This window comes from Nitrosomonas oligotropha (assembly GCF_900106555.1).
GTDB lineage: Bacteria > Pseudomonadota > Gammaproteobacteria > Burkholderiales > Nitrosomonadaceae > Nitrosomonas > Nitrosomonas oligotropha_A.
Window position 1 is genome coordinate 55,448 of sequence record NZ_FNOE01000012.1, and the last position, 25,963, is coordinate 81,410.

Here is a 25,963-nt window from a genome sequence, read left to right on the forward strand (position 1 = left end):
AGGTGAAGATTGCCTAACTCCATGATAAATCTATTTCCAATTTCGAATCTTACGCATAAAGTGCTGACCGTCAGCGAACTAAACAGCAGCACCAAGCTATTCCTGGAACAAAATATTCCACTGCTGTGGATCAGAGGCGAGATCTCGAATTTGAAGTGCTATCAGTCCGGCCACTGGTATTTTTCCCTCAAGGACAGCGGTGCGCAAATCCGTTGTGTGCTATTCAGTCACAGAAATCAATATATCGATTGGCAACCGAAAGATGGCATGCAGGTTGAAGTGCTTGCACTTGTCACCCTCTATGAACCACGCGGCGATTTTCAGCTCAATGTTGAAACAATGCGGCGCGCCGGGCTGGGTGAGTTATTTGCAGCATTCGAGCAGCTTAAAGCCAAACTGGAGAAAGCCGGATTGTTTGATCCGATCAAGAAAAAACCGTTACCCACATTCCCCAAACAAATTGGTATCGTCACCTCCCCGGATACGGCCGCGCTGCGCGACGTACTAACAACATTGCGGCGGCGCATGCCATTCTTACCGGTGATCATCTACCCGGCGCTGGTACAAGGTAAAGCTGCCGCCAACACCATTGCAGAGGCTATAGCAGTTGCAAACCGGCGCGCAGAATGTGATGTGCTAATACTGTGCCGCGGCGGCGGTAGTATTGAAGATTTGTGGGCATTCAACGAAGAAATCGTTGCATCCGCCATAGCTGCCAGTGACATTCCGGTTATCAGCGGCGTCGGGCATGAAACTGATTTTACCATCGCGGATTTTGTTGCCGACATTCGCGCCCCCACGCCAACGGCAGCCGCTGAACTAGCCAGCCGGGATCATCAGGAATTAAGCCAGCACCTGAATGCATTGCACCAGCGCATGTACCGCATTACGCTGCATCGCATAGAAAATGCGATGCAGCGTACCGATATGCTGTCGCATCGTTTAATTCATCCGGGCGATCGTATTAAACAGCAATCCATTCATTTGCAGCATCTGCAAGACCGCTTCAGCACAACTTGGGCGCATCAAATGGAAAGGAAGCAATGGAGGTTACTCGAATTCAATCAGCGCTTGATGGCAGCAAGCCCCAATATTACCGACATGGAAAGACAGCAAAAAGAACTGATTGCACGTTTTCGTGCGGCCTATACGCGCTATTTCGAAACCTTGGCGATTGAGCTGCACCATGTGCACGCGCAATTATGTCATCTAAATCCGCAATCGGTTTTGGAACGCGGGTACAGCATCACGTATGCCGCAAACAGCATCATCGTTCGTGACAGCAAACAAGTTCATTACGGCGATCGAATTCAGGTAAAATTTGCGCACGGAACGTGCGAAGCGGATATCACGAAAACCGGTGATTCTTGACATAACGCGCGCATTTAATTCTCGCTTCTCTTACTTAACAAGAACAACAAGGACGAACAATCGATGCCAAAAACTTTTCTGATCCTGGGTACACTGAATACGGTTTTATGCATTGCATTGGGTGCTTTCGGCGCACATGGCTTAAAGCAGTTTTTATCAGCCGATATGCTGTCGGTTTATCATACCGGTGTGCAGTACCATTTTTATCACGCCTTTGGAATTATTGTCATCGGCTTGCTCCTGCTGCATTTCCCAAAATCCCGGTTAATGCCGGTATCCGGCTGGTTGATGATGGCAGGCATTGTGCTGTTCAGTTTCAGTCTTTACGCACTGAGCGTAACCGGAACCAGGGCACTTGGCATGATTACACCATTCGGTGGTGTTTCATTTCTCACCGCCTGGATATTGCTGGCTTATGCGATCTGGAAAGAAAAATGAAATGACCGCCCACACATTTTCCAGCTTACTTAGCCATTTTCCGGTGTGAGGCAGCCATCTCTGCATTTCGTTCCGCTGCTTTTGTATATTCCCGTAATAAAGCATCATGGTGCGACTGGAAATCTTGACCTTCTCGACCGTAATACTCGCTATGACGCTGATATTCTTCTAATAATTCTTTTTGCACCTTGGCTTTTGCAGTCATCTCGTTAGCTTCTTTCTCATACATCTCAGCTAATCCGATATGATCAAATTTAGTTGTAGCTTGAGCTTCAGCTTTATCCATTTTTCCTAATTCTGCAATAGACACATTTGAAACAAATAAAGTAGAGGTAATCATCGTTATGATCAATATCTTTGTTCGCATGGTAAATTTCCTCGATTGAATAAATGAAAAGTAAATTCCAGTGCTACTCTAAATATTCGATAGACTGAATATGTTCATCATAGCAAACTATCTGAAATCCACAAATATTTTGTGGATAAACTAAGTGATCAATTCGATTGAGGAAAGAAACAAGATGAGACCATTATTCTTATTCATTCTGCTTTGCTGTATCGGTCTTCTAGGCTACGCGCAGTACTTGCAGCATATAGAAGGGTTGCTGCCTTGTCCATTATGTGTGGCACAACGCGTTGCTTACTGGATGTTAGGATTGACTGCGCTGATGGCGTTTCTGCATAATCCAGGAGTGATCGGACGGCGTATTTATGGTTTTTTGTTGAGCGCATTCGCGCTGACGGGCGCAGTCATTGCCGCACGGCATGCGTGGTTAATACGATTTCCGGAGGCATTTGAATGTGGTATCAGTCCGGAAGAGGCTTTTCTAAACTCCTTACCGATTGCTGGTTGGTGGCCCGGAATGTTTGAGGCTAATGGCGATTGTGCCAACATCGATTGGGAATTTTTAACACTGACCATTCCGGATTGGTCGCTAATCGCTTTTGCGGGACTTGGAATTCTGGCACTTTATGTACTACTAGCCAAAAAATAACACCGGATTACAACCGGAAACTACCCCCGCGGATGGTGCTTGGCATGCAACTGCTTCAGACGCTCACGTGCAATATGCGTGTAAATCTGCGTCGTGGAGATATCAGCATGACCTAACAACAGCTGTACAACACGCAAATCGGCGCCATGATTCAATAGGTGTGTGGCAAAGGCGTGACGCAAAGTATGCGGAGATAGTTGTTTATCAATCCCAATAATCAGCGCATAGCGTTTGATGAGGTACCAGAATGCTTGACGCGTCATGGCTGCACCGCGCGCTGTGACAAATATGGTATCTGTAACAATACCGTTCAACAGCGCAGGTCTGGCTTCTTTGGTATAGCGGCTTAGCCATTCGAGAGACTCTTCCCCTAGCGGCGCAAGGCGCTCCTTTCTACCTTTGCCCATGACCCGCAAAACCCCCATATCCATGCCTACTTGTGAGTACCTTAAATTGATCAATTCGGATACACGCAATCCGCTGGCATACAACACCTCCAGCATTGCACGATCACGCAAGCCAAGGGGGTGCTGCAAGTCGGGAGCACTCAACAACAGATCGACTTCTTTCTCAGTCAAACTTTCCGGCAAGCTGCGCTGCAATTTAGGTGTTTCAATATTGAGACTAGGATCCGTAGTAATTTTTCCCTGGCGCAATAAAAAACGATAGAAACGCTTCAGGCTGGATAATTCACGGCTAGTTGTGCTGGCTTTAATCTTGGCAGATACTCTGGATGCTAGAAATTCAAGCAAATCGGAGTGCGTAGCATCGGTTAGCACGCTGTTATCTTGATTGCGTTTTCTGAGCCACTCACCAAACAACTGCAAATCATTACGATAGCTATCCAGTGTATTACGCGACAAACCATCTTCCAACCATAAGGCATCGGAAAATTCGTCGAGCAAACCGGCGTTCAGTTCAGGTGCTCTCATGGCGCAACAACCAACGCTTTATTTCTAAAGGGTTGCCTTCGCTCGCATTCATAAAGCCTCCTAATCCGCCATTTTTAGCGATAACCCGATGGCAGGGTATTACAATCGGAATCCGGTTAGCACCGCATGCCCGTCCTACTGCTCTAGGTGCGGAATGGAGCTGCGTTGCAATTTCCGCATAACTGCTGGTTACTCCACTCGGAATTGCCTGAATTGCTTGCCAGACACGCTGTTGGTGGGTCGTACCGCTGATATGCAAACTTAAATCAAAGACAAAATCAGGCTCGTTGAGATAGGCTTGTAGTTGTCGGCATACTTCTCTTGCTAACAATGTCTGTGGTGCTAATAGTGGTGTATCAACGGGCAAATAATCAATGGCCGTAAGCCAATCTTCTTCTGTTCGGATACCGAGAACAGCAAATGGTGCGAGTAGTTTAGCCTGATATGATTTGATCGAATCGTCAACGACCTGATTTCTTATTGATCTACCCACTGTGTGCCCGGCTATTAACTGAAAAATTGTTGAATACTATTTATTGTGTCTCAAGAATGGACAGTTGGAATACATAGAAGTTTCAGAAGAAATTTGAATCTTCCGGCATCAACTCAATGATGCCGGAAGATTATCGAGAGTAGAGAAGCAGAATTAAACTTAGGATTTCAGTAGCAACAATTCGTTAAGCCTTTTCACGAAAGCAGCTGGATCTTCGAGCTGACCACCTTCCGCCAGCAAAGCCTGATCAAATAATAAATGGCTCCAATCTTCGAAATTTTCGACCTCATTTTTCAATCGCTGCACCATCGGATGATGCGGATTGATTTCCAGGATAGGTTTGGCATGAGGCACATTTTGTCCTGCTGATTTCAGCAATCTTTCCAAATTACCGCTCATATCATAGGTATCTGCAACGAGACAAGCGGGCGATTCAGTCAAACGAAAAGTAACACGCACATCTTTTACTTGTTCACTGAGTGTTTGTTTCATTTTTTCTGTTAATTCCTGGAAGGCGTTGGTTTCTTTTTCACGTTCTTCTTTTTCGGTTTCATCTTCCAGATTTCCCAGATCCAAACCACCTTTGGCAACTGATTGCAACGGCTTACCCTCAAACTCAGTTAGATTACTGACCAGCCATTCATCCACCCGATCCGATAGTAATAACACTTCAATGCCTTTCTTACGGAACACTTCCAAGTGAGGACTATTTTTAGCTGCTTTCAGGCTATCTGCCGTTACGTAATAAATCTTTTCCTGCCCTTCTTTCATGCGCTGCACATAAGCTTCCAGCGAAATCGTTGGCTCATCAACATCGCTCTGCGTGGTAATAAAACGCAATAATTTCGCGATGCGCTCACGGTTAGAAAAATCTTCTCCAACACCTTCTTTTAGAACTTGGCCAAATTCCCGGTAGAAAGTTTTGTACTTTTCTTTTCCTTCTTCATCCTCGTTTTTGGATAAGTCTTCGATCAAACCCAATACTTTTTTAATCACACCAGCGCGGATTAAGTCAATGTCTTTGGATTCCTGCAAGATTTCACGAGACACATTTAGTGGTAAATTATTAGAGTCAACCACACCACGAACAAAACGCAGGTAATTCGGCAGCAGTTTTTCTACATCATCCATAATAAATACCCGCTGCACATATAACTTGATGCCGTGCCGGCGTTCGCGATCAAATAAGTCAAAAGGCGCACGCGCAGGAATATACAGCAGCTGTGTGTACTCTTGTTTACCTTCTACGCGCGCATGCAAATACGCAAGCGGCGGTTCAAAATCATGCGCCACGTGCTTATAAAATTCATTGTACTGCTCGGTGGTAATATCATTCTTGGAACGCGCCCACAGCGCATTAGCCTGGTTAATCTTTTCATCTTCATCGGTAATTGTATTTTTCTTCTCTTCTTGCGACCACTCTTCCTTTTTCATTACGATCGGCAGCGTGATATGGTCCGAATATTTGCGAATGATATTGCGAATGCGCATGCCATTGAGAAATTCATCTTCGTCTTTGCGCAGATGCAGGATGACGTCGGTACCTCGTCCAGGCTTTGCAATGGTTTCCAGGGTGTAATCCCCCTCACCACTGGATTCCCAACGCACACCGTGCTCTTCAGTCAATCCTGCGCGCCGGGTGACCAGAGTGACTTTATCGGCAATGATAAATGCGGAATAAAAGCCAACACCGAATTGACCGATTAAATGCGCGTCTTTAGCTTGATCACCGGTTAAAGAATTAAAGAATTCGCGAGTACCCGATTTCGCGATGGTTCCAATATGGTCAATAACTTCTTGCCGCGACATCCCAATGCCATTATCGGAAATGGTGATTGTTCGCTCGTCAACATCGTAACTCACACGGATTTTAAGATCGGAATCCGATTCATACAGCGCCGCATCCGTGAGTCCCTCGAAACGCAATTTATCAGCCGCATCGGAAGCATTTGAAATCAATTCACGCAAGAAAATTTCCTTATTACTGTATAAGGAATGAATCATGAGTTTTAGCAATTGCTTCGCTTCCGTTTGGAAGCTTAATTGTTCTTTGGTTGTTTCAGCTTGCACGTTTGTCTCCTCAAATATTTTGCATGATTGTGGGGATTACATCGAGAAATTCAAGATGACTTAATAACAGATTAATGCTTTCTATTAATCTAGTGAGTTTTCCAAAAACATTTTCTGCAAAACACTGAGTGCTGAGAAAAGCTGGAACGGAATAACAAAAAGAAATGACTACTCAGTTAACCATGATCGTTACTTTGAGTAGTCACTATATACAATCACCACAAGGATATCTATCTGCAGACGTCCTTTATTGATTCGATTACTACATGGAGTTCTGGATTGCGTAAAGACTCAATCCCATTAAAGATTGAGGGAAGATACCCAGCGCTAACACAGCAAAACCATTGGCGCTCAGCAGAATTTTCACATCACTGTTAAGTACAAGCGGCTCTGTTGTTTCAGGTTCATCAAAATACATCAGTTTGATTATGCGCAAATAGTAAAATGCGCCAATCAGTGAGAACAATACCGCAGCAACTGCCAACCAAACATATCCCGCATTGACAACCGCTTGCAGCACAGCAAATTTCGCATAAAACCCGATCATTGGCGGTATGCCTGCCAGCGAAAGCATCAACATTAACGTAATGAAAGCATACCAGGGACTTCTTCTACTGAGTCCTTTGAAATCATCAATATTTTCAGCCTCGAATCCGCTCCGGCACAACAGCATGATCATGGCAAAAGTGCCTAATGTCATCAATACATAAGCAATGACATAGAATAAAGCAGAGCTATATCCGTTGAAATCTGCACTGATAAATCCAAGCAATAAGAAACCCATATGAGAAATGGTTGAGTACGCAAGCATGCGCTTGATATTAGTTTGAGCGATTGCCGCAATATTACCCACAGCCATCGACAGAACAGCCAGAATCACCAGCATACCTTGCCAATCCGAGACCATTTCACCCATACCTTCAACCAGCAAACGCATTACAAAACCAAATGCCGCCAACTTGGGTGCGGAACCGATAAATAATGTTACCGCCGTAGGAGAGCCTTGGTAAACATCGGGAGCCCACATGTGAAAAGGAGCAGCGCTAAGCTTGAAACTAATCCCGGCTACAATGAATACCAAGCCAACAACCAGTACTTCCTTGCTACTTGCTTCGCTCTGAATAATTTGAGCAAGTTGAGAAACATGCAAGGTTCCGGTTGCTCCGTAAACCATCGACATGCCATACAGCAAGAATCCGGATGCTAAAGCACCTAACACAAAGAATTTCATGGCAGCTTCGGTGGCAACGATAGACTCGCGTCTTAATGCCACCAATGCATAAAGCGATAACGAAAGTAACTCTAAGCCAATATATAACGTTAGAAAATGACTGGCGGAAATCATCACCATCATTCCCAAGGTTGCAAACAAAATCAAGCTAAAAAATTCACCTCGCAGCATACCGCGATCACTGATATACGCATGAGAATACACGAGTACCGCCGACACAGTGCCATACACCATCAGTTTCAAGATATCGGCCATCGTATCGTCAACATACATTCCGTGGAAAGTGTGTTTAATTTCTGTTGAAAATGATACAAAGGTCAGTATCGCACAACCCAATAGCGTTACCTGCGTCAACAGATAAGCGACATAGCGTCGACTGTCACCCGCAGCAAGATCAGCCAGCATAACGACACACACCATGATGAGCATAAATATCTCAGAAGAAGCTGGTGCAAAATCAGGCGGTATAAAATTCATTAATTCTTAATCCTTATATGAGGAAATACTTATATCAGGAATTATTATTGTCTCGGATTGTTTAATTTACAGTTTGCTGTTGTTAACATGCGTTAACAATTGATCAACTGTTGTATGCATGATCTCCGTTAACGGATAAGGATACACACCAAACCATAATACGGTAATAGCCAAGATGGCCAATAATGCAAATTCACGTTTGGAGATGTCCTGCAAACCTTCGACTGCAGGACTTGCGACGGCACCGAATATCACCCGCTTATACATCCACAATGTATAAGCCGCACCAAAAATCAGCGTAGTTGCAGCCAAGAATGCATACCAAAAATTAACTTTGACAGCACTCATAATGACCATGAATTCACCTACAAAACCACTTGTTCCAGGTAACCCGGCATTTGCCATTGCGAACAACATAAAAAACGCTGCAAATGCAGGCATTTTATTCACTACCCCACCATAATCAGCAATTTGCCGAGAATGCAACCGGTCATACAACACACCGACGCAAAGAAACATAGCACCGGAAATAAATCCATGCGAAATCATCTGCACCATGGCGCCTTCTATTCCATAGGTATTCAGTAAAAAGAAACCCAAGGTCACAAATCCCATATGCGCCACAGATGAATAAGCAATCAATTTTTTCATGTCAGCTTGCATCAGTGCAATCAAACCAATATAAACAACAGCTATTAGAGATAGCGCTATCATCATATCGGCCAAATACAGGCTGGCATCGGGCGCAATTGGTAATGAGAAACGTAGAAATCCATATCCTCCCAGCTTCAGCAGAATCGCCGCCAAAACAACAGACCCTCCGGTTGGCGCCTCCACGTGCGCATCCGGTAACCAGGTATGCACCGGCCACATCGGTACTTTAACTGCAAAAGCCAGCAAGAACGCTATAAAAATAAAAATTTGCGGTGTCAGTGGAATAGCCAGTTTGTGATAATCCTCTATCGAGAAACTACCTTCTGATGTTTGATACAAATAAATAAGTGCGATCAGCATGAGTAGGGAACCGAGCAAGGTATACAGGAAAAACTTGATCGCGGCATAAACTCGATTAGGACCACCCCAGATACCAATGATCAAAAACATAGGAATCAACGAAGCTTCCCAAAACACATAAAATAGAATGGCGTCCAGTGAAGCAAAAACACCATTCACAATACCGGACATCACGAGAAACGCGCCCATATATTGAGATACACGTTCTTTAATCACTTCCCAGCCAGCTACAACAATCAGTGGCGTTATGAAACAGTTCAATAAAATGAGCGGCATCGATATGCCATCCACTCCCAGGTGATAATTCACATTGAATCGTTCAAACCAGACATGATTTTCCACAAACTGCATTGCACCTGTGGTGACATCAAAATTGCTATACAGCGGAATTGCAACTAGAAAACCGAGTATTGATCCTACTAGCGCTAACCAACGAGCAAGTTGCGCGTTACTATCGTTTCCAGTTGTAAATACGGCAATGCCAAAAACAATAGGCAGCCAAATAATTAAGCTCAATAGTGGGAATTCAAACGACATGCTTATTCCGTTTTATTTGTTAGTACTTATTTACGTATTCGAATCATTGCTATCTAGGATTCACGACTTAATTAAAAGTTAGTAAAGCCATAACGTCAAGATAACAAATATACCGACAATCATAGTGAACGCATAATGATAGATATAACCGGTCTGATACTGCCGTACCAAAGCTGCTGATAGTGCAACTACTCGAGCTGCCCCATTCACAAAGAAACCATCAATCACTTTAATGTCGCCATACTTCCATAGAGCTGTCCCCAAAGCGCGTGAACCACCCGCAAATAACCATGAATACAATTCATCAATGTAGTATTTACGATCCAGCAAGTTATATAAGAAACCGCAGCGAGCTTTAATTTTTGCAGGAATATCCGTTCTTACGTTATATAAAAACCAAGCGGTGAATATACCCGCAACTGACAACCAAAAAGGTATCGTCGATAAAGCATGCATCATCATGCCGCCGATTCCGGTAAATTCTGCTCCCAGTTTCACTATCGCATCGTGCTGCGGCAAGACATGAATTACATTATTAAAATAATCACCAAAAACGATCGGACCGATAAACCATCCCGCCGCAATTGTCGGTACGGCAAGTACTATCAGTGGCAAAGTTACCACCCAAGGTGATTCATGCAGATGATCTTTGGTATGCTTATCCATTCGAGTTTGACCATGAAACGTCATGAATATCAAACGGAATGTATACAATGCGGTGACAAAAACCGTAGCCAATACACAAAAATAAGCGAAACCAGCACCTGGTATATTGGCAAAATGAACAGCTTCAATGATTGCATCCTTAGAGAAGAAACCGGAAAAACCAGGCACACCGGAACTTGCTAATGCAGCAATAAACATCGTCAAATAAGTGATAGGCATATAACTTTTAAGTCCACCCATTTTCTGCATATTCTGCTCATGATGCATGGCTATGATGACAGAACCCGCACCTAAGAATAAAACAGCTTTAAAGAAAGCATGAGTCATCAAGTGGAAAATCGCAGCCGAATAAGCAGAAGCACCCAATGCAACCGTCATATAGCCTAATTGGGATAATGTGGAATACGCGACAACCCGTTTGATATCATTCTGAACCACCGCAACCAGTGCCATAAATAAGGTGGTGATACCGCCAATAATCAAAATTGTTGTTAATGCGGTATCCGACAATTCAAATAGAGGAGACATGCGTGCCACCATGAAAATGCCTGCTGTCACCATAGTAGCCGCATGGATCAATGCCGAAATCGGGGTGGGACCTTCCATGGAATCAGGTAACCAAACATGCAATGGAAATTGCGCAGATTTACCCATTGCACCAACAAACAACAGGATACAGATCAGCGTTATCACCAGCCATGGCATACCAGGAATTAATTCAATCTTCTCGTCTACTATTCCCGGTGCTTGTGCGAAAACCGATGCATAATCCAAAGTGCCAAAATGCATTAACACCAACGCAATCCCTAGAAGAAAACCAAAATCACCAACCCGGTTAACTAAAAAAGCCTTTAAATTAGCATAAATTGCAGTCGGTCGAGTATACCAAAAGCCAATTAATAAATAAGAAACTAAGCCAACTGCTTCCCAGCCGAAAAATAACTGTAAGAAATTATTCGACATCACCAGCATCATCATCGAAAAGGTAAATAATGAGATATAACTGAAGAAACGTTGATAACCTGGATCGTCATGCATATACCCAATGGTATAAATATGCACCATAAGAGAAACCAAGCTGACTACAACCATCATGGTTGCGGTTAATTGGTCGATTAAAAAACCAACTTCAAATCGCGTTTCACCTAAAATTAACCAAGTATAAACACTACCGTTATAGCTGTTACCTTCCAGGACATCCATGAAAATAATGATCGATGCAACTAAGGAAACAAAAACCAATCCGATAGTCGCACGATGGCTCCATGTCGGTCCTATGAAACGTCCGAATAATCCAGCGATAATCGCACCGATCAACGGAGCTAGCGGCACCAATAAGTAAAGTTTTTGCATCTCGATCAATTATTTTTTATTAATGATAGGTACTTCAATCGTTCTGTATGACCTGTTTAACCTTTAAGTTCATCCAAGTCATCCACATTAATCGTCCGCATATTACGAAACAACACCACTAGAATCGCTAATCCAATTGCTGATTCTGCTGCTGCAACGGTCAGAATGAAGAACACAAAGATTTGCCCCGATATATCCTGCAGATAGTGCGAAAATGCAACAAAATTCATATTAACAGCCAATAGCATCAATTCAATCGACATCAGTAAAATAATGACATTCTTTCGGTTGAGAAAAATGCCCACTAAACCAATGGCAAACAAAATTGCTCCAAGGACTAAATAATGAGATAACGATATCAAACTAACAACCTCTTTTTATATTTTATAAATCGTCACAAATTCTTTGGAATGATTTCGTCATTCCTTTTTTTCAGCTGGCATTGTCACTATACGTAACCGATCTTCTTTTCTGACTTTGACTTGTTTGGATGGATTCGGCGATCTTTTATCTTCGCGATGCCGTAATGTCAGCGCAATAGCTGCAACCATCGCAACCAATAACAGCACTGCCGCTAATTCAAAAGCATAAACATATTCCGTATAAATCAAGCGACCCAGTTCTCTTGTATTACTATAATCAGCATCGTGTGGTCTGGGTGTCGGCATTTCTTCCAGTCCAAAATATTTCCCCATCAACACCATCGATATCTCTGCGACTATTATTAATGCAATCGTCGCACCAAATGGAAACCATTTCCAAAATCCTTCTCGCAATCGATCCAGATTGATATCGAGCATCATAACTACGAATAAAAACAATACCATGACCGCACCGACGTATACTAACACCAAAGCAATTGCTAGAAACTCTGCCTCCAGCAGCAACCATAAGCCTGCGCAAGTAACAAAAGCCAGCACCAATAGTAACGCCGAATTAACTGGGTTCCGCACCGTAATAACACCCAGTGCTGACGCAACCAAAATGGCTGAAAAAATATAAAATAAAATATCTTGAAAATTCATTTTTATCTACCAGCAAGACTTAGCGATAACGTGCATCAGCTTCTCGATCTTTGGCAATCTGTTCTTCGTAACGATCTCCAACAGCTAACAACATTTCTTTGGTATAGATCAGATCACCTCTTTTTTCGCCGTGATATTCCAATATGCGTGTTTCTACAATCGAATCTACTGGACAAGATTCTTCACAAAAACCACAAAAGATACACTTGCTTAAATCAATATCGTAACGTGTTGTCCGTCTCGTGCCGTCTGCGCGTTGCTCTGAGTCAATAGTAATTGCCATTGCTGGACAAACAGCCTCACACAATTTACAAGCAATGCAACGCTCTTCCCCGTTTGGATAGCGGCGCAGAGCATGCAAGCCACGAAATCGTGGCGATTGTGGTGTTTTTTCCTCAGGAAAATGTACAGTTATCTTTGGTTTGAATAAATACCGGCCAGTAACTGCCATACCTTTTAATAACTCAAACAATAAAAAGGTACTAAAAAACTTTTTGATACGATCCATTGTATTTTTCTCTATTTTAAAACCAAATATTTAACGGAAATGTATTCCGAATCGATTCTGGCAATTGCATGATCGAGCCCAACAAAACAATCCATACAAGTGTAATGGGAATAAATATCTTCCAACCCAATCGCATGATTTGATCATATCGATAGCGCGGGAAAGTTGCACGAAACCATAGAAAAAAGAAAAGAATAAATGCAATCTTCAATAATAACCAAATAATACCTGGTATTAGTGTAAATGGTGCTATATCAACAGGAGGTAGCCATCCCCCCAAAAACATGATGGATGTCAATGTGGCTACCAATATCATGTTGGAATATTCAGCCAGAAAAAATACCGTAAAGGCCATACCTGAGTAATCAACATGAAATCCCGCTACAATTTCTGATTCTCCTTCTGCCACATCAAAAGGAGCCCGGTTAGTTTCAGCCACGCCCGAAATTAAATAAACCAGAAACATCGGAAACAGCGGAATCAAATACCAATTCAAAAAACTATTACCCTGTTGTCCATTCACGATATCACCTAAATTCAAGCTTTGTGACATCATCAAAACACACACTAAGGCAAAGCCCATCGCCAATTCATATGAAACCACTTGAGCGGCTGAGCGCATGGCACCTAAAAAAGCATACTTAGAATTCGATGCCCAACCAGCAATGATAATGCCGTAAATGCCCATTGATGTCATTGCAAGAATATAAAGCAGCCCTGCATTAATATCAGCCAGAATCAATTCAGGAGAAAAAGGAATTACTGCCCAAGCCGCCAACGCTGGCATAATCGTTAACACTGGAGCCAAGATAAAGAGGAATTTGTTTGCGCCAGTCGGAATAACTATTTCCTTCATGATTGCTTTTACAGCGTCAGCAATCGGTTGCCCCCATCCGCGCAGCCAAGGTATGCCAAAAAAGGTCACTCTATTTGGGCCAACGCGAATTTGCATATAAGCGATGATCTTACGTTCAGCAAATGTCAAATAGGCAACGCCCAATAGCAAGGGCACCACAATGGCAAAAATAAATGTCATGTTTGTCGCTAACGAAAACAGCATGGAACCCCATTCCGTTCCAAATATTTCCACAAACTGTTGTTGAATGCTCTCCATTAATAAACTCCAACCATCGCCATCACAGTTTTTCCAGCACAATTTCACCAAATAAAGCACCTAATGCAATCGTCTTAGGATGCGCGCCTGCTATGCGGACACAATTCACTGGTAATTTTTCATCCTGAGCGGCTTCAAGCTGCACAAATCCCTCTCCTTGCTTAATTCTTACCTGATCGCCTGCGGTGATACCCAATTTTTCCAGCATTGCTGCTGGCATCCATGCTTTCGGCTGAGTTGCATCATGCGTAGCTTGCAAAGATTCAGCCCGGCGAACAATCGGATCAGCTTGATAAATTGGGATTTCGCCAATACGCTGTACATGATGGCTCTCATTTATCGCAATCGCGGTATCGTAACGCTTCGACTTATTATTCAAATACTGATTGATCTCTACGTCGGCAGGGAAAATTTCTTCACGGACCTGCTCTGCCGTTTCATAATCAAATTTTTCTAACTCCAGCAAATTCGCGAGTACTCGCAAAACTTTCCAAGCCGGACGCGCTTCTCCTAATGGAGAAACAACACCGTTGAAGCTTTGCACCTTACCTTCAGTATTGACATAAGTACCAGAAGTCTCGGTAAATGGGGTGATTGGCAGCAATACATCCGCATAATCTTTGCCATTACCTTTATATGCAGTAAGCGATACTACAAATTCACTTGATTTAATGGTTTTAAGCGCTTGATAAGAATCGTAAGTATCAAACTCCGGCTCCACATTCATTAATATGAATGCCTTGCATCTTTCTTTCGCCAAGTCATCATCCGATTGCAGCATTTGCGCTGCGGTTAATCCTGATTCGGTGTCATTTAATTTTGCAGCGATCGATATAGCACTGATTTCCGGTATAGCGCCAGCTAAATAAGCACCTACACTATTTGCAGATTCGCCCAATACGCCATAACTTGCACCGGTTATTCGAGCAATTAAATCTGCAAGCAGTCCAATTATTGAATAATCCGGATGGTGTTGCGAAACATTTCCCAAATAAATCGCTGCCGGTGCATTTTCTATTAAGCTGGAAGCAATTGCGAAAGCATTGGCAGTGCTCGGAATGTTGATTGAATTGACCAATTGCTTTAATTCATCAGTTAGTTCGGTTCCTTTAATCTCAGCAGCAGCCTTTAGAATTTCCGCTAAAACTCTGGTTATTGAAACCGGAGAAACTATTGCTTTATGTGCAACCTTAACCAACAGATCATCATCCACCGGGTTCACAATATTCAGCTTCATGCCATTTTTAACAGCTTGACGCATTCGTTGCGCAATAAGCGGATGATCTTTGCGCAACGTACTACCGATAATTAACGCTGATTTCAATTGTGAAATATCCGCGATACTGGTACCTAACCACGGAACACCCAGCATATTTTTATCCGCACGAAAATCTGACTGCCGTAAACGATGATCAATGTTGCCACTGCCCATAGCGCGTATCAGCTTCTGCAATAAATATAGCTCTTCCGATGTGCTGTGTGCGGAACCAAGTGCCGCTAAACTTTTTGCACCATGTCTTTGTTTAACTGTTTGTAACGAATGTGCGGTAAATTCCAGAGCTTCTTGCCAGTCACATTCAAACCATTGACCTTCGCGCTTGATCATGGGGCGCGTCAATCTATCTTCCGAATTTAAACCTTCATAGGAGAACCGGTCTTTATCGGATAACCAACACTCATTAATCGCTTCATTATCCCGAGGAAGCACCCGCATGACACGGTTTTGTTTAACTTGTACAACAAGATTAGAACCCAGGCCGCAATGCGGACTAATTGACTTTCTACGTGACAATTCCCAGGTTCGCGCTGAATATCTGAACGGTTTACTGACTAAAGCACCTACTGGACAGAGATCAATCACATTACCGGATAACTCGGAGTCAATCGTCTTACCAACAAAGGCAAGAATCTCAGAATGCTCTCCACGTCCAGCCATTCCAAGTTCCATAATTCCAGCAATCTCCTGACCAAAGCGCACACAACGCGTGCAATGAATGCAGCGTGTCATATCGGTTGAAATCAAGGGACCTAGATTCTTGTTAACAACAACTCGTTTTGCTTCGGTATATCGCGAACCGCTTGCACCATATCCAACAGCAAGATCTTGCAGTTGACACTCACCACCTTGATCGCAAATCGGACAATCAAGCGGATGATTGATCAGCAGAAATTCCATCACGCCTTTTTGCGCAGTCACTGCTTGCTGAGAATGTGTATATACCTTCATGCCATCCATAACGGGAGTTGCACAAGCAGGCAGCGGTTTAGGTGCTTTTTCTACTTGAACTAAACACATACGGCAGTTGGCTGCTATGGATAATTTTTTATGGTAGCAAAAATGTGGAATATAAACGCCAATCTGCTTCGCACCATCCATGATGGTGCTTCCTTTAGGAACAGATACTTGCTTACCGTCGATTTCTATATTGACCATCGGCTAAAATTCTTGTGTTAATCACGAATTATAAAGTTGATATGCTCTGATTACTTAACAGCTAAAATCAGACCATACATTGCTTATGTTCTATATGGTAAACAAACTCGCTTCGAAAATGTTGAATCATCGCACGCACAGGCATCGCGGCCGCATCGCCTAAAGCGCAAATCGTCCGGCCTTGTATATTGTCTGCGATGTTGTCCAGTAATTCCAAATCTTCCAACCGGCCTTTACCATGCTCAATACGGTTGACAATGCGATAAAGCCATCCTGTTCCTTCACGACATGGCGTACATTGCCCACAGGATTCTTCAAAATAAAAATAAGACAACCGCTCCAGTGCTCTGACCATGCATGTCGTATCATCCATGATGATAACAGCACCCGAGCCTAACATAGAACCGGCTTTGGCGATCGAATCATAATCCATATCCGTTTGCATCATAATGTCACCAGGCAATACTGGCATGGACGATCCGCCTGGAATACAGGCTTTTAACTTCCGTCCACCACGCATACCGCCAGCGAGTTCCAGTAATTCTGTAAACGGAGTTCCAAGCGGTATTTCATAGTTACCAGGTTTATTCACATGTCCCGATACTGAAAAAATTTTAGTCCCGCCGTTATTTGGCTTTCCAAGCTGAAGATATTTTTCTCCACCATTCCGAACAATCCAAGGAACCGAAGCAAAAGTTTCAGTATTATTAATCGTAGTCGGCTTGCCATACAGACCAAAATTCGCCGGGAACGGCGGTTTAAAACGCGGTTGCCCTTTCTTACCTTCTATGGATTCCAATAGTGCAGTTTCTTCACCACAAATATAAGCACCGTAACCATGATGATTATGCAATTGAAAACTGAACGAGGAGCCTAATATATTATTTCCCAAATAGCCTGCTGCTCGCGCTTCTTCAACAGCATCTTCCATACGTTCATAGGTTTCCCATATTTCGCCATGAATATAGTTATACCCTGCTTTTACACCCATGGCATACGCCGCTATTATCATTCCTTCGATTAGCAGATGAGGATTAAATCGCATTATATCGCGATCCTTGAAGGTGCCTGGCTCTCCCTCGTCGGAATTACATACGATATATTTATCGCCTTCATACCCTTTCGGCATGAAACTCCACTTTAATCCGGTTGGAAAGCCAGCTCCGCCTCGCCCACGAAGGGCTGATTTCTTAACTTCTTCAATCACTTCCTCAGGGGAAATTTTTTTCGCCAGTATTTTTCTGAGTGCTGCATACCCTTCGCGCTTTTCATAGCTTTTAAGCCGCCAATTTTCAGGATCTGAAGGATTCACTCCGTTCATTAATGTTTGCGGAAACTGATTCATTTGTCCAGTTCCTTCAGCAATTTATCGATCATCTCATTGGACATAAAACTGCACATGCGTTTGTTATTAACCAGTAATACCGGCGCATCGCCACAGGCGCCAAAGCACTCGCCTTCTTTAAGGGTGAATTTTCCATCCGGCGTTGTTTGATTAAAACCAATGCCTAATTTTTGCTTCAAATATGCTGCCGTATCATTACTACCCGACAAAGCACAAGGCAGATTAGTACACACCGTAATTTTATATGCGCCAACGGGCTCCAGGTTATACATATTGTAAAACGTGGCCACTTCATAAACTGCGATGGGCGGCATATCTAAATACTCAGCGACGAAATTCATAGTTTCGTTTGCAAGCCAACCTTTTTCTTCTTGTGCGATTGCAAGTGCTGACATGACGGCAGATTGTTTCTGATCAAGCGGGTATTTCGCGATTTCTCGATCAATTCTCTTAAGGGATTCAGTGCTTAACATCGTTATCTATCTATCTCACCAAATACTATGTCTTGCGTACCAATGATAGCGACCACATCAGAAATCATATGACCTCTCGACATTTCATCTAAAGCAGCCAGATGCGCAAATCCAGGTGCACGTATTTTCAAACGGTAGGGCTTATTTGCGCCATTTGATACTAAATAAATACCAAATTCACCCTTAGGGTGTTCAACCGCTACATAGGCTTCACCCGGAGGCACATGAAATCCTTCTGTAAATAATTTGAAATGATGAATCATTTCTTCCATATTTTGTTTCATGTCGACACGCGAAGGTGGCGCAACTTTATGATTATCAGTAATCACCGGCCCTGGATTTTTACGTAGCCAATCAACACATTGTTTAATGATGCGATTGGATTGGCGGAACTCTTCCATCCGCACCAAATAGCGATCATAACAATCGCCATTTACCCCGACAGGTATATCGAAATCAAGGCGGTCGTAAACCTCATAAGGTTGTTTCTTTCTTAAATCCCATTCGACCCCCGAGCCGCGTAGCATAGGACCGGTAAAACCCAATGCTTTGGCACGTTCAGGAGAGACAATACCAATATCAACCAAGCGCTGCTTCCAGATTCTATTATCTGTCAGCAATGTTTCGTATTCATCAACATAGGTTGGAAAACGATTGGTAAAATCTTCGATAAAATCTAACAGCGTGCCTTCTCTATTTGCATTCCGTATGCGCGTCTCTTTTTCACTATGAATTTTAGAGGATTGATACTTAGGCATAGTATCCGGCAGATCACGGTAGACACCACCGGGCCGATAATAGGCAGCATGCAGTCTGGCGCCGGATACTGCTTCGTAACAATCCATCAGATCTTCTCTCTCACGGAATGCATACAAAAACATTGTCATCGCACCAACATCCAATGCATGCGCACCAATCCATAACAGATGATTCAGTATACGGGTAATTTCATCGAACATAACCCGGATATACTGTGCCCTGATTGGCACTTCAATTTGCAGCAGCTTTTCGATCGCCATGACATACGCATGTTCATTGACCATCATCGAAACATAGTCGAGCCGATCCATATACGGTACGGATTGGAGATATGTTTTATTTTCTGCTAATTTCTCAGTAGCACGATGCAATAACCCAATATGCGGATCAGCGCGTTTTACAACTTCTCCATCTAATTCCAGTACAAGCCTCAACACGCCGTGAGCTGCCGGGTGTTGCGGTCCAAAATTCATGGTGTAATTACGTATTTCGGCCATAAGTTACTTCATAAAATTCTTATAAAATACAATGCAAGAAACTCAATAATCGTTATGATTCACAGTCGCCATAATGTTCTTCACGAATTACAAGCGGTGTGATTTCTCGCGGTTCGATAGTAACAGGTTGGTAAACGACGCGCTTCTGTTCTGCATCATAGCGCATTTCAACATGACCAGTGACTGGAAAATCTTTGCGAAACGGATTGCCTATAAAACCATAGTCTGTCAATATGCGACGCAAATCTGGATGACCCGTAAAAACTATCCCATAGAGATCAAACGCCTCGCGTTCAAACCAATTAGCAGTTGGCCAAATTTCAGTCACTGAATCCACACTCGGAAATTCATTATTTTCTGCTAAAACCCGAATGCGTAACCGATAGTTCTTTTCTACTGAGAGTATATGATAAATCACAGCAAACCGCTTATTGCGCAGACCATGTCTTGCTGACAATTCATCACCATAAGCTGAGTAATCAATGCCACACAGGTCAATCAGCGTATCAAATCTTAACTGAGAGTTATCTCGTAAATTTGTACACGCAGTGATGATATCTTCCGCACGTACTACGATCGTTACTTCACCGAAATGTGTTTGCAAACCCACCAACTTATCGCCCAGCACATCCTTCAATGCTGCCGCAAGATTCTCCAATTGAGTAGTAGACATAGCGTTAGCGTGCAATAGTATTGGTACGGTTTATTTTATTTTGTAGCTGAATAATGCCATACAGCAAAGCTTCAGCTGTCGGTGGACAACCAGGCACATAAATATCAACAGGCACGATACGGTCACATCCACGAACTACCGAATATGAATAATGATAATATCCGCCTCCGTTTGCACAAGACCCCATGGATATCACCCATCGTGGCTCTGCCATTTGATCGTAAACCTTGCGTAAAGCGGGCGCCATCTTATTGCAGAGCGTACCGGCAACAATCATCACATCCGATTGACGAGGACTTGGTCTGAAAACAATACCAAAACGATCAAGATCATAGCGTGACGCACCGGTCTCCATCATTTCAACCGCACAGCAAGCCAAGCCAAATGTCATTGGCCACATCGAACCCGTCCGCCCCCAGTTTATGATTGAATCCAAACTGGTTGTAACAAATCCTTTCTCAAGTGTTCCTTCAATACTCATAACATCAATCCCACTCTAATGCACCTTTCATCCATTCGTAAATGAAACCTACGACCAAGATACCTAGGAATATCATCATTGCAACAAATCCAAATAAGCCTATTTCGTCAAGCACAATCGCCCAAGGAAACAAGAAAGCAATTTCCAGATCAAACAAAATGAATAAAATCGCAACCAAGTAGTAGCGTACGTCAAATTTCATACGGGCATCTTCAAAAGCTTCAAATCCGCACTCATAGGGAGAAAGTTTCTCACTATCCGGACGATTGGGCGCCAATAACCATCCGCATAGCATCGGAACGACACCTACCAGGAATCCAACAATTAAAAACAACAAGATCGGAAAATAATTTTCAAGCATTTTTAAATAATTCAATCATTCCAATTAATAGAATTTAAATCATGAATAAGAATAAAGTTCTCAAGAATATCATCTTAGTGTGGTGCCGACGGCGAGACTCGAACTCGCACAGCTTACGCCACCGCCCCCTCAAGACGGCGTGTCTACCAATTCCACCACGTCGGCAGCAAAGCAATTTTCATATTATGATCAACAGGCTGCCTTACAAAAAAACTCCGTAAAAACTATTCTGGTATCTGATTTACTTTTGAGCCACTCTCTGCTTCAGGCCCATTTTGATCGTGATCTGGAATTGACTTTTTCTCTGCTCCTACCTCAGATGCATTTTCAGATTCTTCGGCCTGATCCATTAAACTCATCACACTCGTTGAGCTCTCAGTTTGATTTACTGACAGATAGGTTAAACTCATGCTCGTAGCAAAAAACATTGCCGCGACAAAACCAGTAGCGCGGCTCAGAAATGAGGCAGACCCGCTTGCACCGAACAAACTGCCTGCAGAACCGCTACCAAATGCCGCCCCCATATCTGCACCTTTACCATGTTGCAATAATACCAAAACCACAAGTACAATCGCCAGCAAAACATGCGCTGCCCAAACTATAATTTCCAATGTGTACTACTCCCTAAAAATTAGTGATGCAAAGCGCGGCAAATCGCTATAAATTCACTTGCAATAAGTGAAGCTCCACCTATCAAACCACCGTCTATATCCGGCATCGCGAATAATTCAGGTGCATTATTAGCTTTCACACTGCCGCCATAAAGTATGGCTAATTCCCGGGCGATGCTCGCATTCTCATTAGCAATGCCGGTTCTAATAAACGAGTGAACATCTTGCGCTTGTTGAGGAGATGCCGTCTTACCTGTGCCTATAGCCCATATTGGCTCATATGCAACGACCGCTTGACTCAGTGAGTCTATGCCTGCCAATCGGATAACTGCCGTAAGCTGATCTTCAATTACTCGCTCGGTAGTTCCAGCTTCGCGCTGCTCTAGTGTCTCACCCACACATAAAATCGGTGTTATGCCTGCACGTTGTGCAGCTAAATACTTTTCTGCAACGATAGTGTTATTTTCGCCAAATAATGTTCTTCTTTCAGAGTGCCCAACAATGACATACCGGCATTCAAAATCCTTTAGCATTGATGTTGAAACCTCTCCGGTATATGCACCCTTTTCGTACTGACTTACATTCTGAGCACCCCAAGCTATATTGGTACTCCGCAATGCATCTTGTACTGATGAAAGATAAGGATAAGGAACACAAACCGCCAGGCGAGCTTCTTTTAATCCATCCACTCCAGCCGCAACTTCATCTAGCAACTGCTTGTTATCAACTAAACTGCCGTGCATTTTCCAGTTACCCGCAACCATCTTTTCGCGCATTTTTACCACTTACCTCTGCTTCCTAAAAGGGGGGAATGCTACATTTGATTCTTTACTAAGTCAATTATGATTCCATAATCGTCGTCCGCTGATACAGACGGCAAAGAATTGCTTGCATATCCTTATTATTAACTGTAGATACTAACAAAAACTATCTAACCGATATCATATCTACTTCATGCGTTCGCATGCATTCAAGATGTATATCGATTTTCAAACTTATAGACTATATTTAACCGAATCGTCCGGTAATATAATCTTCCGTCTGCTTATTCTTCGGTTTGATAAAAATGGTATCTGTCACATTAAATTCGATTAATTCCCCTAAGTACATATAGGCGGTGTAATCGGAAACTCTCGCAGCTTGTTGCATATTATGCGTAACGATCAGGATCGTTACCTTATTTTTTAAATCAGTTATTAATTCTTCGATACTAGCTGTCGCAATGGGATCAAGCGCGGAAGTCGGTTCATCAAACAGCAATATTTCCGGGTCCGTTGCCAAAGCCCTGGCGATACAAAGCCTTTGCTGTTGTCCTCCGGAAAGATTGAAGGCCAAGTGGTGTAATCGATCTTTTACTTCATCCCATAGCGCGGAATTGCGTAACGCCGCTTCGACTTTTTCATCCAAAATAGCACGTTGCTTAATCCCACGCACGCGAAGCCCATATGCAACATTTTCATAAATAGACTTGGGAAAAGGATTCGGTTTCTGAAAAACCATGCTTATCCTCATTCGCACTTCAATTGGATCAACGTTTGAAGCCAAAATATTGACATCATCCGGGTGAAGAATAATTTCGCCTTCATAGCGATTACCGGGATATAGATCATGCATTCGATTAAAACAGCGCAGAAATGTTGATTTCCCGCATCCGGATGGCCCTATTAAGGCAGTGATCCTCTTATCGTGCAAGACCATATCGATATTCTTCAGCGCATTAAATCCCCCATAGTAAAAACTAAGGTTCTTAACTTCTGATTTATATTGGATCGTTTCTATTGGTTTTTCAGAATTGATTTGCATTGCTCTTACCACTTAATATTTTTTCGCATGCGATAACGCAAATAAATCGCCAGACCATTCATTGCTAGCGTCATAACTACCAATACCAGTCCAGCAGCAGCCGCATTTAATTGGAATGCCTCTTCCGGCCGTGACACCCAATTAAACATCTGTATCGGCATCACCGTAAAAGGCGCTGTCAACCATTCGATAGATAAATAAGGAAATTCACTTTTCACGGGTGAAGGCGGTAAGAATGCAATAAATGTTAACGCACCGATCGTTATAATCGGCGCAGTCTCGCCAATCGCTCGAGCCAGGCCGATAATAATACCCGTTAGAATCCCCGCAGACGAATACGGTAACAGATGATCAGAAACCGTTTGCCACTTAGTCGCACCAAGTGCATATGCGCCTTCCCTTATTGATACTGGAATTGACCGTATTGCTTCGCGAGTTGCGACAATTACAACCGGCAAAATAAGCAACGCCAAAGCAAGTCCCGCAGCTAAAATGCTTTGCCCGAAACCCAATTGATAAACGAACAAACCTAATGCGAGCAAACCATAGATAATCGAGGGTACACCCGCCAAGTTAGTTACATTGATCTCTATGATTTCGGTTAATAAATTCTTCGGTGCATATTCTTCCAAATACACACCCGACCCAATTCCTAATGGTACCGCGGCAAATGCGGTTACAAGCATCACCAGGGTTGTTCCAACCCAAGCCGATAAAATTCCTGCTGATTCAGGCCGACGCGAAGGAAAAGATGTAAAGAATTCCCACGACAGCCGTGGCATCCCATCTATCAGCATATGAGCAAACAAAGCCATAAAGGTTAATACCGCAATCATGAGGGCAACAATTCCGGTAATCATAAAAATCAGATCCCATTTCTTATGTAATCCGATAATCTTTCTGATTTCTTCTAGATTATTAACACTCTTCATTACAAAAAACCATCCAAAATATTTTCACTTTTTGACCGTGTTAATTGTTAGTAAATTTCTCTATACCGTTTACGCAATACATGTCCAATGATATTAAACAGAAGCGTTATCAGCAATAAAGTTAATCCGGCAGCAAAAATTGTTTGATAGCCAATACTACCGTGAGGCAAATCTCCCAAGCTGACTTGGACTATATATGCAGTAATGGTTGCAGCTGGTTCCATGGGATTCCAGGTTAGATTTGGCTGCATCCCAGCAGCAATTGCAACCACCATTGTTTCTCCCACTGCACGTGATATGCCCAGAATATATGCAGCTGCTATCCCAGAAAAAGCAGCTGGCATTACAACTCGAATAGCCGTTTGAAAGCGTGTAGCGCCCATCGCATAAGAGCCTTCCCGAAGATTCATCGGAACCGCCCGCATGGCATCTTCAGTCATTGAACTCACGTAGGGGATAATCATTATTCCCATTACCAATCCGGCAGACAACAGATTAAAGCCAGGCAATTCAGGGAAAATAATTTGTAACAATGGCGTAACAAATAATAACGCAAAATAACCGTATACCACTGTCGGCACGCCACCCAGCAACTCCAAGAAGGGTTTCGCCATTTCACGCACAGTAAATGGCGCAAATTCAGAAAGATAAATAGCGATAATTGTTCCGAGCGGAAGTGCAACCAGTAGAGCAATTAATGAGCTGACTATAGTGCCGGAAACCAGCGGCATTATTCCATAGTGAGCGTCATCGAATAATGGTGTCCATTGCGTATCGGTTACAAATTGCCAAATCGATACATGTTGAAAAAAAACCAATGATTCTTTTACCAGCATCACAATGATAGCGAGCATGATCGCTATCGAAAGTAGCGCCGACAAAAACAAGAAAGTCTCTATAAATCTTTCGTGCATATGTCGACGAAAGCTATATCCTAGTTTGCCAGCGTGAGTTATTTTAGTACGTGACTCTTCTGCCAAAATTCAAGCCCTTCATAAGTTGAAGCATTATCGTAAAAGAAACGCTAATCTGCATAAAATCAATTTCACTTTGGCAATGATAATCTGGATTAGTACTGTTTTATCGATGCACAGATATTTTATTACTGAAAGTAATTTTTATCTTGTGTGCTTTCAAAAACACAACCATCAATAAATTTTTCTTCTCGCTATGCTTTCTTTTTTATTTCTTCTCTTAACACAAAAAAATTCTGGAGATAGAAATATCTCCAGAATTTTATTTACACTACATTGAGAGATGAAATTCACAGAAGATAATTACTCTTCATCCTCATCTTCATCATCACTCTGGGCTTCTGTGCTGCTAGATGTACCGCCAGCCGCTCCTTCACCCTCGTCTTCTTCCTCGTC

General features: G+C 42.9%; 26 protein-coding genes and 1 tRNA gene. 3 read left to right on the plus strand and 24 right to left on the minus strand.

All coding sequences use genetic code 11. The annotated features are described in order from the left end of the window. Positions 1 to 24 precede the first annotated feature (24 nt). Positions 25 to 1,371, plus strand: coding sequence for an exodeoxyribonuclease VII large subunit (gene xseA / locus BLU57_RS08360; RefSeq protein ID WP_090319192.1), 1,347 nt, complete (start codon positions 25 to 27; stop codon positions 1,369 to 1,371). Between the two features lie 63 nt (positions 1,372 to 1,434). Next, positions 1,435 to 1,809: a DUF423 domain-containing protein gene (locus BLU57_RS08365; protein WP_090319104.1), complete on the plus strand. Its 375-nt coding sequence runs from the start codon at positions 1,435 to 1,437 to the stop codon at positions 1,807 to 1,809. Positions 1,810 to 1,834: 25 nt separating this feature from the next. On the opposite strand, the gene BLU57_RS08370 is transcribed toward BLU57_RS08365, so the two are convergent. Further along, positions 1,835 to 2,176: a hypothetical protein gene (locus BLU57_RS08370; RefSeq protein ID WP_090319107.1), complete on the minus strand. Its 342-nt coding sequence runs from the start codon at positions 2,174 to 2,176 to the stop codon at positions 1,835 to 1,837. A gap of 154 nt (positions 2,177 to 2,330) precedes the next feature. Between BLU57_RS08370 and BLU57_RS08375 the strand changes: the two genes are divergently transcribed. Then, a complete protein-coding gene (locus tag BLU57_RS08375; protein ID WP_090319195.1) occupies positions 2,331 to 2,804 on the plus strand; it encodes a disulfide bond formation protein B in 474 nt (157 codons plus the stop codon). Positions 2,805 to 2,824: 20 nt separating this feature from the next. Here BLU57_RS08375 and xerD read toward each other — a convergent pair whose 3' ends face one another. The 23 genes from xerD to pstC form a co-directional block, all read right to left on the minus strand. After that, on the minus strand, positions 2,825 to 3,736 hold the full coding sequence (gene xerD, locus BLU57_RS08380) for a site-specific tyrosine recombinase XerD (protein WP_090319110.1): 912 nt from the start codon (positions 3,734 to 3,736) through the stop codon (positions 2,825 to 2,827). After that, the gene (locus BLU57_RS08385) at positions 3,723 to 4,229 is read right to left on the minus strand and encodes a methylated-DNA--[protein]-cysteine S-methyltransferase (RefSeq protein ID WP_090319113.1); all 507 of its coding nucleotides are present in this window, start codon (positions 4,227 to 4,229) and stop codon (positions 3,723 to 3,725) included. The genes xerD and BLU57_RS08385 overlap by 14 nt, the downstream gene beginning before the upstream one ends. Positions 4,230 to 4,388: 159 nt before the next feature. Continuing rightward, on the minus strand, positions 4,389 to 6,299 hold the full coding sequence (gene htpG / locus BLU57_RS08390) for a molecular chaperone HtpG (RefSeq protein WP_090319115.1): 1,911 nt from the start codon (positions 6,297 to 6,299) through the stop codon (positions 4,389 to 4,391). Positions 6,300 to 6,561: 262 nt separating this feature from the next. Beyond that, positions 6,562 to 8,007 carry an NADH-quinone oxidoreductase subunit NuoN gene (gene nuoN / locus BLU57_RS08395; RefSeq protein WP_090319119.1) on the minus strand — a complete coding sequence of 482 codons (1,446 nt, stop codon included), beginning with the start codon at positions 8,005 to 8,007 and terminating at the stop codon, positions 6,562 to 6,564. A 66-nt stretch (positions 8,008 to 8,073) separates the two neighbouring features. Beyond that, a complete protein-coding gene (locus BLU57_RS08400; protein ID WP_090319122.1) occupies positions 8,074 to 9,558 on the minus strand; it encodes an NADH-quinone oxidoreductase subunit M in 1,485 nt (494 codons plus the stop codon). Between the two features lie 78 nt (positions 9,559 to 9,636). Further along, the gene (gene nuoL, locus BLU57_RS08405; protein WP_090319125.1) at positions 9,637 to 11,577 is read right to left on the minus strand and encodes an NADH-quinone oxidoreductase subunit L; all 1,941 of its coding nucleotides are present in this window, start codon (positions 11,575 to 11,577) and stop codon (positions 9,637 to 9,639) included. Between the two features lie 56 nt (positions 11,578 to 11,633). Beyond that, positions 11,634 to 11,939 carry an NADH-quinone oxidoreductase subunit NuoK gene (nuoK, locus tag BLU57_RS08410; RefSeq protein ID WP_090319128.1) on the minus strand — a complete coding sequence of 102 codons (306 nt, stop codon included), beginning with the start codon at positions 11,937 to 11,939 and terminating at the stop codon, positions 11,634 to 11,636. 57 nt (positions 11,940 to 11,996) lie between these two features. Then, positions 11,997 to 12,602: an NADH-quinone oxidoreductase subunit J gene (locus tag BLU57_RS08415; RefSeq protein WP_090319131.1), complete on the minus strand. Its 606-nt coding sequence runs from the start codon at positions 12,600 to 12,602 to the stop codon at positions 11,997 to 11,999. Positions 12,603 to 12,621: 19 nt separating this feature from the next. Continuing rightward, positions 12,622 to 13,110 (minus strand): NADH-quinone oxidoreductase subunit NuoI, encoded by a 489-nt coding sequence (gene nuoI, locus BLU57_RS08420; protein WP_090319134.1) that lies wholly within the window; start codon positions 13,108 to 13,110, stop codon positions 12,622 to 12,624. A 16-nt stretch (positions 13,111 to 13,126) separates the two neighbouring features. Beyond that, positions 13,127 to 14,224, minus strand: coding sequence for an NADH-quinone oxidoreductase subunit NuoH (gene nuoH / locus BLU57_RS08425; protein WP_090319137.1), 1,098 nt, complete (start codon positions 14,222 to 14,224; stop codon positions 13,127 to 13,129). A gap of 22 nt (positions 14,225 to 14,246) precedes the next feature. Beyond that, entirely contained in the window at positions 14,247 to 16,658 is a 2,412-nt protein-coding gene (gene nuoG, locus BLU57_RS08430) for an NADH-quinone oxidoreductase subunit NuoG (protein ID WP_090319139.1), read from the minus strand. 67 nt (positions 16,659 to 16,725) lie between these two features. Then, on the minus strand, positions 16,726 to 18,003 hold the full coding sequence (gene nuoF, locus BLU57_RS08435) for an NADH-quinone oxidoreductase subunit NuoF (protein ID WP_090319145.1): 1,278 nt from the start codon (positions 18,001 to 18,003) through the stop codon (positions 16,726 to 16,728). Next, a complete protein-coding gene (gene nuoE, locus BLU57_RS08440; protein ID WP_090319150.1) occupies positions 18,000 to 18,476 on the minus strand; it encodes an NADH-quinone oxidoreductase subunit NuoE in 477 nt (158 codons plus the stop codon). The genes nuoF and nuoE overlap by 4 nt, the downstream gene beginning before the upstream one ends. 2 nt (positions 18,477 to 18,478) lie before the next feature. After that, complete coding sequence (locus tag BLU57_RS08445; RefSeq protein WP_090319153.1) at positions 18,479 to 19,732, minus strand: NADH-quinone oxidoreductase subunit D; 1,254 nt, start codon at positions 19,730 to 19,732, stop codon at positions 18,479 to 18,481. 52 nt (positions 19,733 to 19,784) lie between these two features. Next, complete coding sequence (locus tag BLU57_RS08450; protein ID WP_090319156.1) at positions 19,785 to 20,405, minus strand: NADH-quinone oxidoreductase subunit C; 621 nt, start codon at positions 20,403 to 20,405, stop codon at positions 19,785 to 19,787. Between the two features lie 4 nt (positions 20,406 to 20,409). Then, positions 20,410 to 20,886, minus strand: coding sequence for a NuoB/complex I 20 kDa subunit family protein (locus tag BLU57_RS08455; protein WP_090319159.1), 477 nt, complete (start codon positions 20,884 to 20,886; stop codon positions 20,410 to 20,412). A gap of 4 nt (positions 20,887 to 20,890) precedes the next feature. Then, positions 20,891 to 21,247 carry an NADH-quinone oxidoreductase subunit A gene (locus BLU57_RS08460; RefSeq protein ID WP_090319162.1) on the minus strand — a complete coding sequence of 119 codons (357 nt, stop codon included), beginning with the start codon at positions 21,245 to 21,247 and terminating at the stop codon, positions 20,891 to 20,893. Between the two features lie 80 nt (positions 21,248 to 21,327). Then, positions 21,328 to 21,412, minus strand: a tRNA-Leu gene (locus tag BLU57_RS08465). Positions 21,413 to 21,471: 59 nt separating this feature from the next. Continuing rightward, positions 21,472 to 21,858, minus strand: coding sequence for a preprotein translocase subunit SecG (gene secG / locus BLU57_RS08470; RefSeq protein WP_090319165.1), 387 nt, complete (start codon positions 21,856 to 21,858; stop codon positions 21,472 to 21,474). Positions 21,859 to 21,878: 20 nt separating this feature from the next. Further along, on the minus strand, positions 21,879 to 22,634 hold the full coding sequence (gene tpiA, locus BLU57_RS08475) for a triose-phosphate isomerase (RefSeq protein ID WP_090319198.1): 756 nt from the start codon (positions 22,632 to 22,634) through the stop codon (positions 21,879 to 21,881). Positions 22,635 to 22,866: 232 nt separating this feature from the next. Further along, positions 22,867 to 23,661: a phosphate ABC transporter ATP-binding protein PstB gene (pstB, locus tag BLU57_RS08480; RefSeq protein WP_090319168.1), complete on the minus strand. Its 795-nt coding sequence runs from the start codon at positions 23,659 to 23,661 to the stop codon at positions 22,867 to 22,869. A 5-nt stretch (positions 23,662 to 23,666) separates the two neighbouring features. After that, positions 23,667 to 24,593: a phosphate ABC transporter permease PstA gene (gene pstA, locus BLU57_RS08485; protein WP_090319171.1), complete on the minus strand. Its 927-nt coding sequence runs from the start codon at positions 24,591 to 24,593 to the stop codon at positions 23,667 to 23,669. Between the two features lie 47 nt (positions 24,594 to 24,640). Beyond that, positions 24,641 to 25,507: a phosphate ABC transporter permease subunit PstC gene (gene pstC, locus BLU57_RS08490; RefSeq protein WP_256206208.1), complete on the minus strand. Its 867-nt coding sequence runs from the start codon at positions 25,505 to 25,507 to the stop codon at positions 24,641 to 24,643. Positions 25,508 to 25,963: the final 456 nt, after the last annotated feature.

Bases quoted from the DNA above. Each gene is read 5' to 3' on its own strand.
- BLU57_RS08365 (WP_090319104.1), top strand. From the start codon at position 1,435: ATGCCAAAAACTTTTCTGATCCTGGGTACACTGAATACGGTTTTATGC.
- BLU57_RS08370 (WP_090319107.1), bottom strand. From the start codon at position 2,176: ATGCGAACAAAGATATTGATCATAACGATGATTACCTCTACTTTATTT.
- BLU57_RS08375 (WP_090319195.1), top strand. From the start codon at position 2,331: ATGAGACCATTATTCTTATTCATTCTGCTTTGCTGTATCGGTCTTCTA.
- xerD (WP_090319110.1), bottom strand. From the start codon at position 3,736: ATGAGAGCACCTGAACTGAACGCCGGTTTGCTCGACGAATTTTCCGAT.
- nuoN (WP_090319119.1), bottom strand. From the start codon at position 8,007: ATGAATTTTATACCGCCTGATTTTGCACCAGCTTCTTCTGAGATATTT.
- BLU57_RS08400 (WP_090319122.1), bottom strand. From the start codon at position 9,558: ATGTCGTTTGAATTCCCACTATTGAGCTTAATTATTTGGCTGCCTATT.
- nuoL (WP_090319125.1), bottom strand. From the start codon at position 11,577: ATGCAAAAACTTTACTTATTGGTGCCGCTAGCTCCGTTGATCGGTGCG.
- BLU57_RS08415 (WP_090319131.1), bottom strand. From the start codon at position 12,602: ATGAATTTTCAAGATATTTTATTTTATATTTTTTCAGCCATTTTGGTT.
- nuoI (WP_090319134.1), bottom strand. From the start codon at position 13,110: ATGGATCGTATCAAAAAGTTTTTTAGTACCTTTTTATTGTTTGAGTTA.
- nuoH (WP_090319137.1), bottom strand. From the start codon at position 14,224: ATGGAGAGCATTCAACAACAGTTTGTGGAAATATTTGGAACGGAATGG.
- nuoG (WP_090319139.1), bottom strand. From the start codon at position 16,658: ATGGTCAATATAGAAATCGACGGTAAGCAAGTATCTGTTCCTAAAGGA.
- nuoF (WP_090319145.1), bottom strand. From the start codon at position 18,003: ATGAATCAGTTTCCGCAAACATTAATGAACGGAGTGAATCCTTCAGAT.
- nuoE (WP_090319150.1), bottom strand. From the start codon at position 18,476: ATGTTAAGCACTGAATCCCTTAAGAGAATTGATCGAGAAATCGCGAAA.
- BLU57_RS08445 (WP_090319153.1), bottom strand. From the start codon at position 19,732: ATGGCCGAAATACGTAATTACACCATGAATTTTGGACCGCAACACCCG.
- BLU57_RS08450 (WP_090319156.1), bottom strand. From the start codon at position 20,405: ATGTCTACTACTCAATTGGAGAATCTTGCGGCAGCATTGAAGGATGTG.
- BLU57_RS08455 (WP_090319159.1), bottom strand. From the start codon at position 20,886: ATGAGTATTGAAGGAACACTTGAGAAAGGATTTGTTACAACCAGTTTG.
- BLU57_RS08460 (WP_090319162.1), bottom strand. From the start codon at position 21,247: ATGCTTGAAAATTATTTTCCGATCTTGTTGTTTTTAATTGTTGGATTC.
- tpiA (WP_090319198.1), bottom strand. From the start codon at position 22,634: ATGCGCGAAAAGATGGTTGCGGGTAACTGGAAAATGCACGGCAGTTTA.
- pstB (WP_090319168.1), bottom strand. From the start codon at position 23,661: ATGCAAATCAATTCTGAAAAACCAATAGAAACGATCCAATATAAATCA.
- pstA (WP_090319171.1), bottom strand. From the start codon at position 24,593: ATGAAGAGTGTTAATAATCTAGAAGAAATCAGAAAGATTATCGGATTA.
- pstC (WP_256206208.1), bottom strand. From the start codon at position 25,507: ATGCACGAAAGATTTATAGAGACTTTCTTGTTTTTGTCGGCGCTACTT.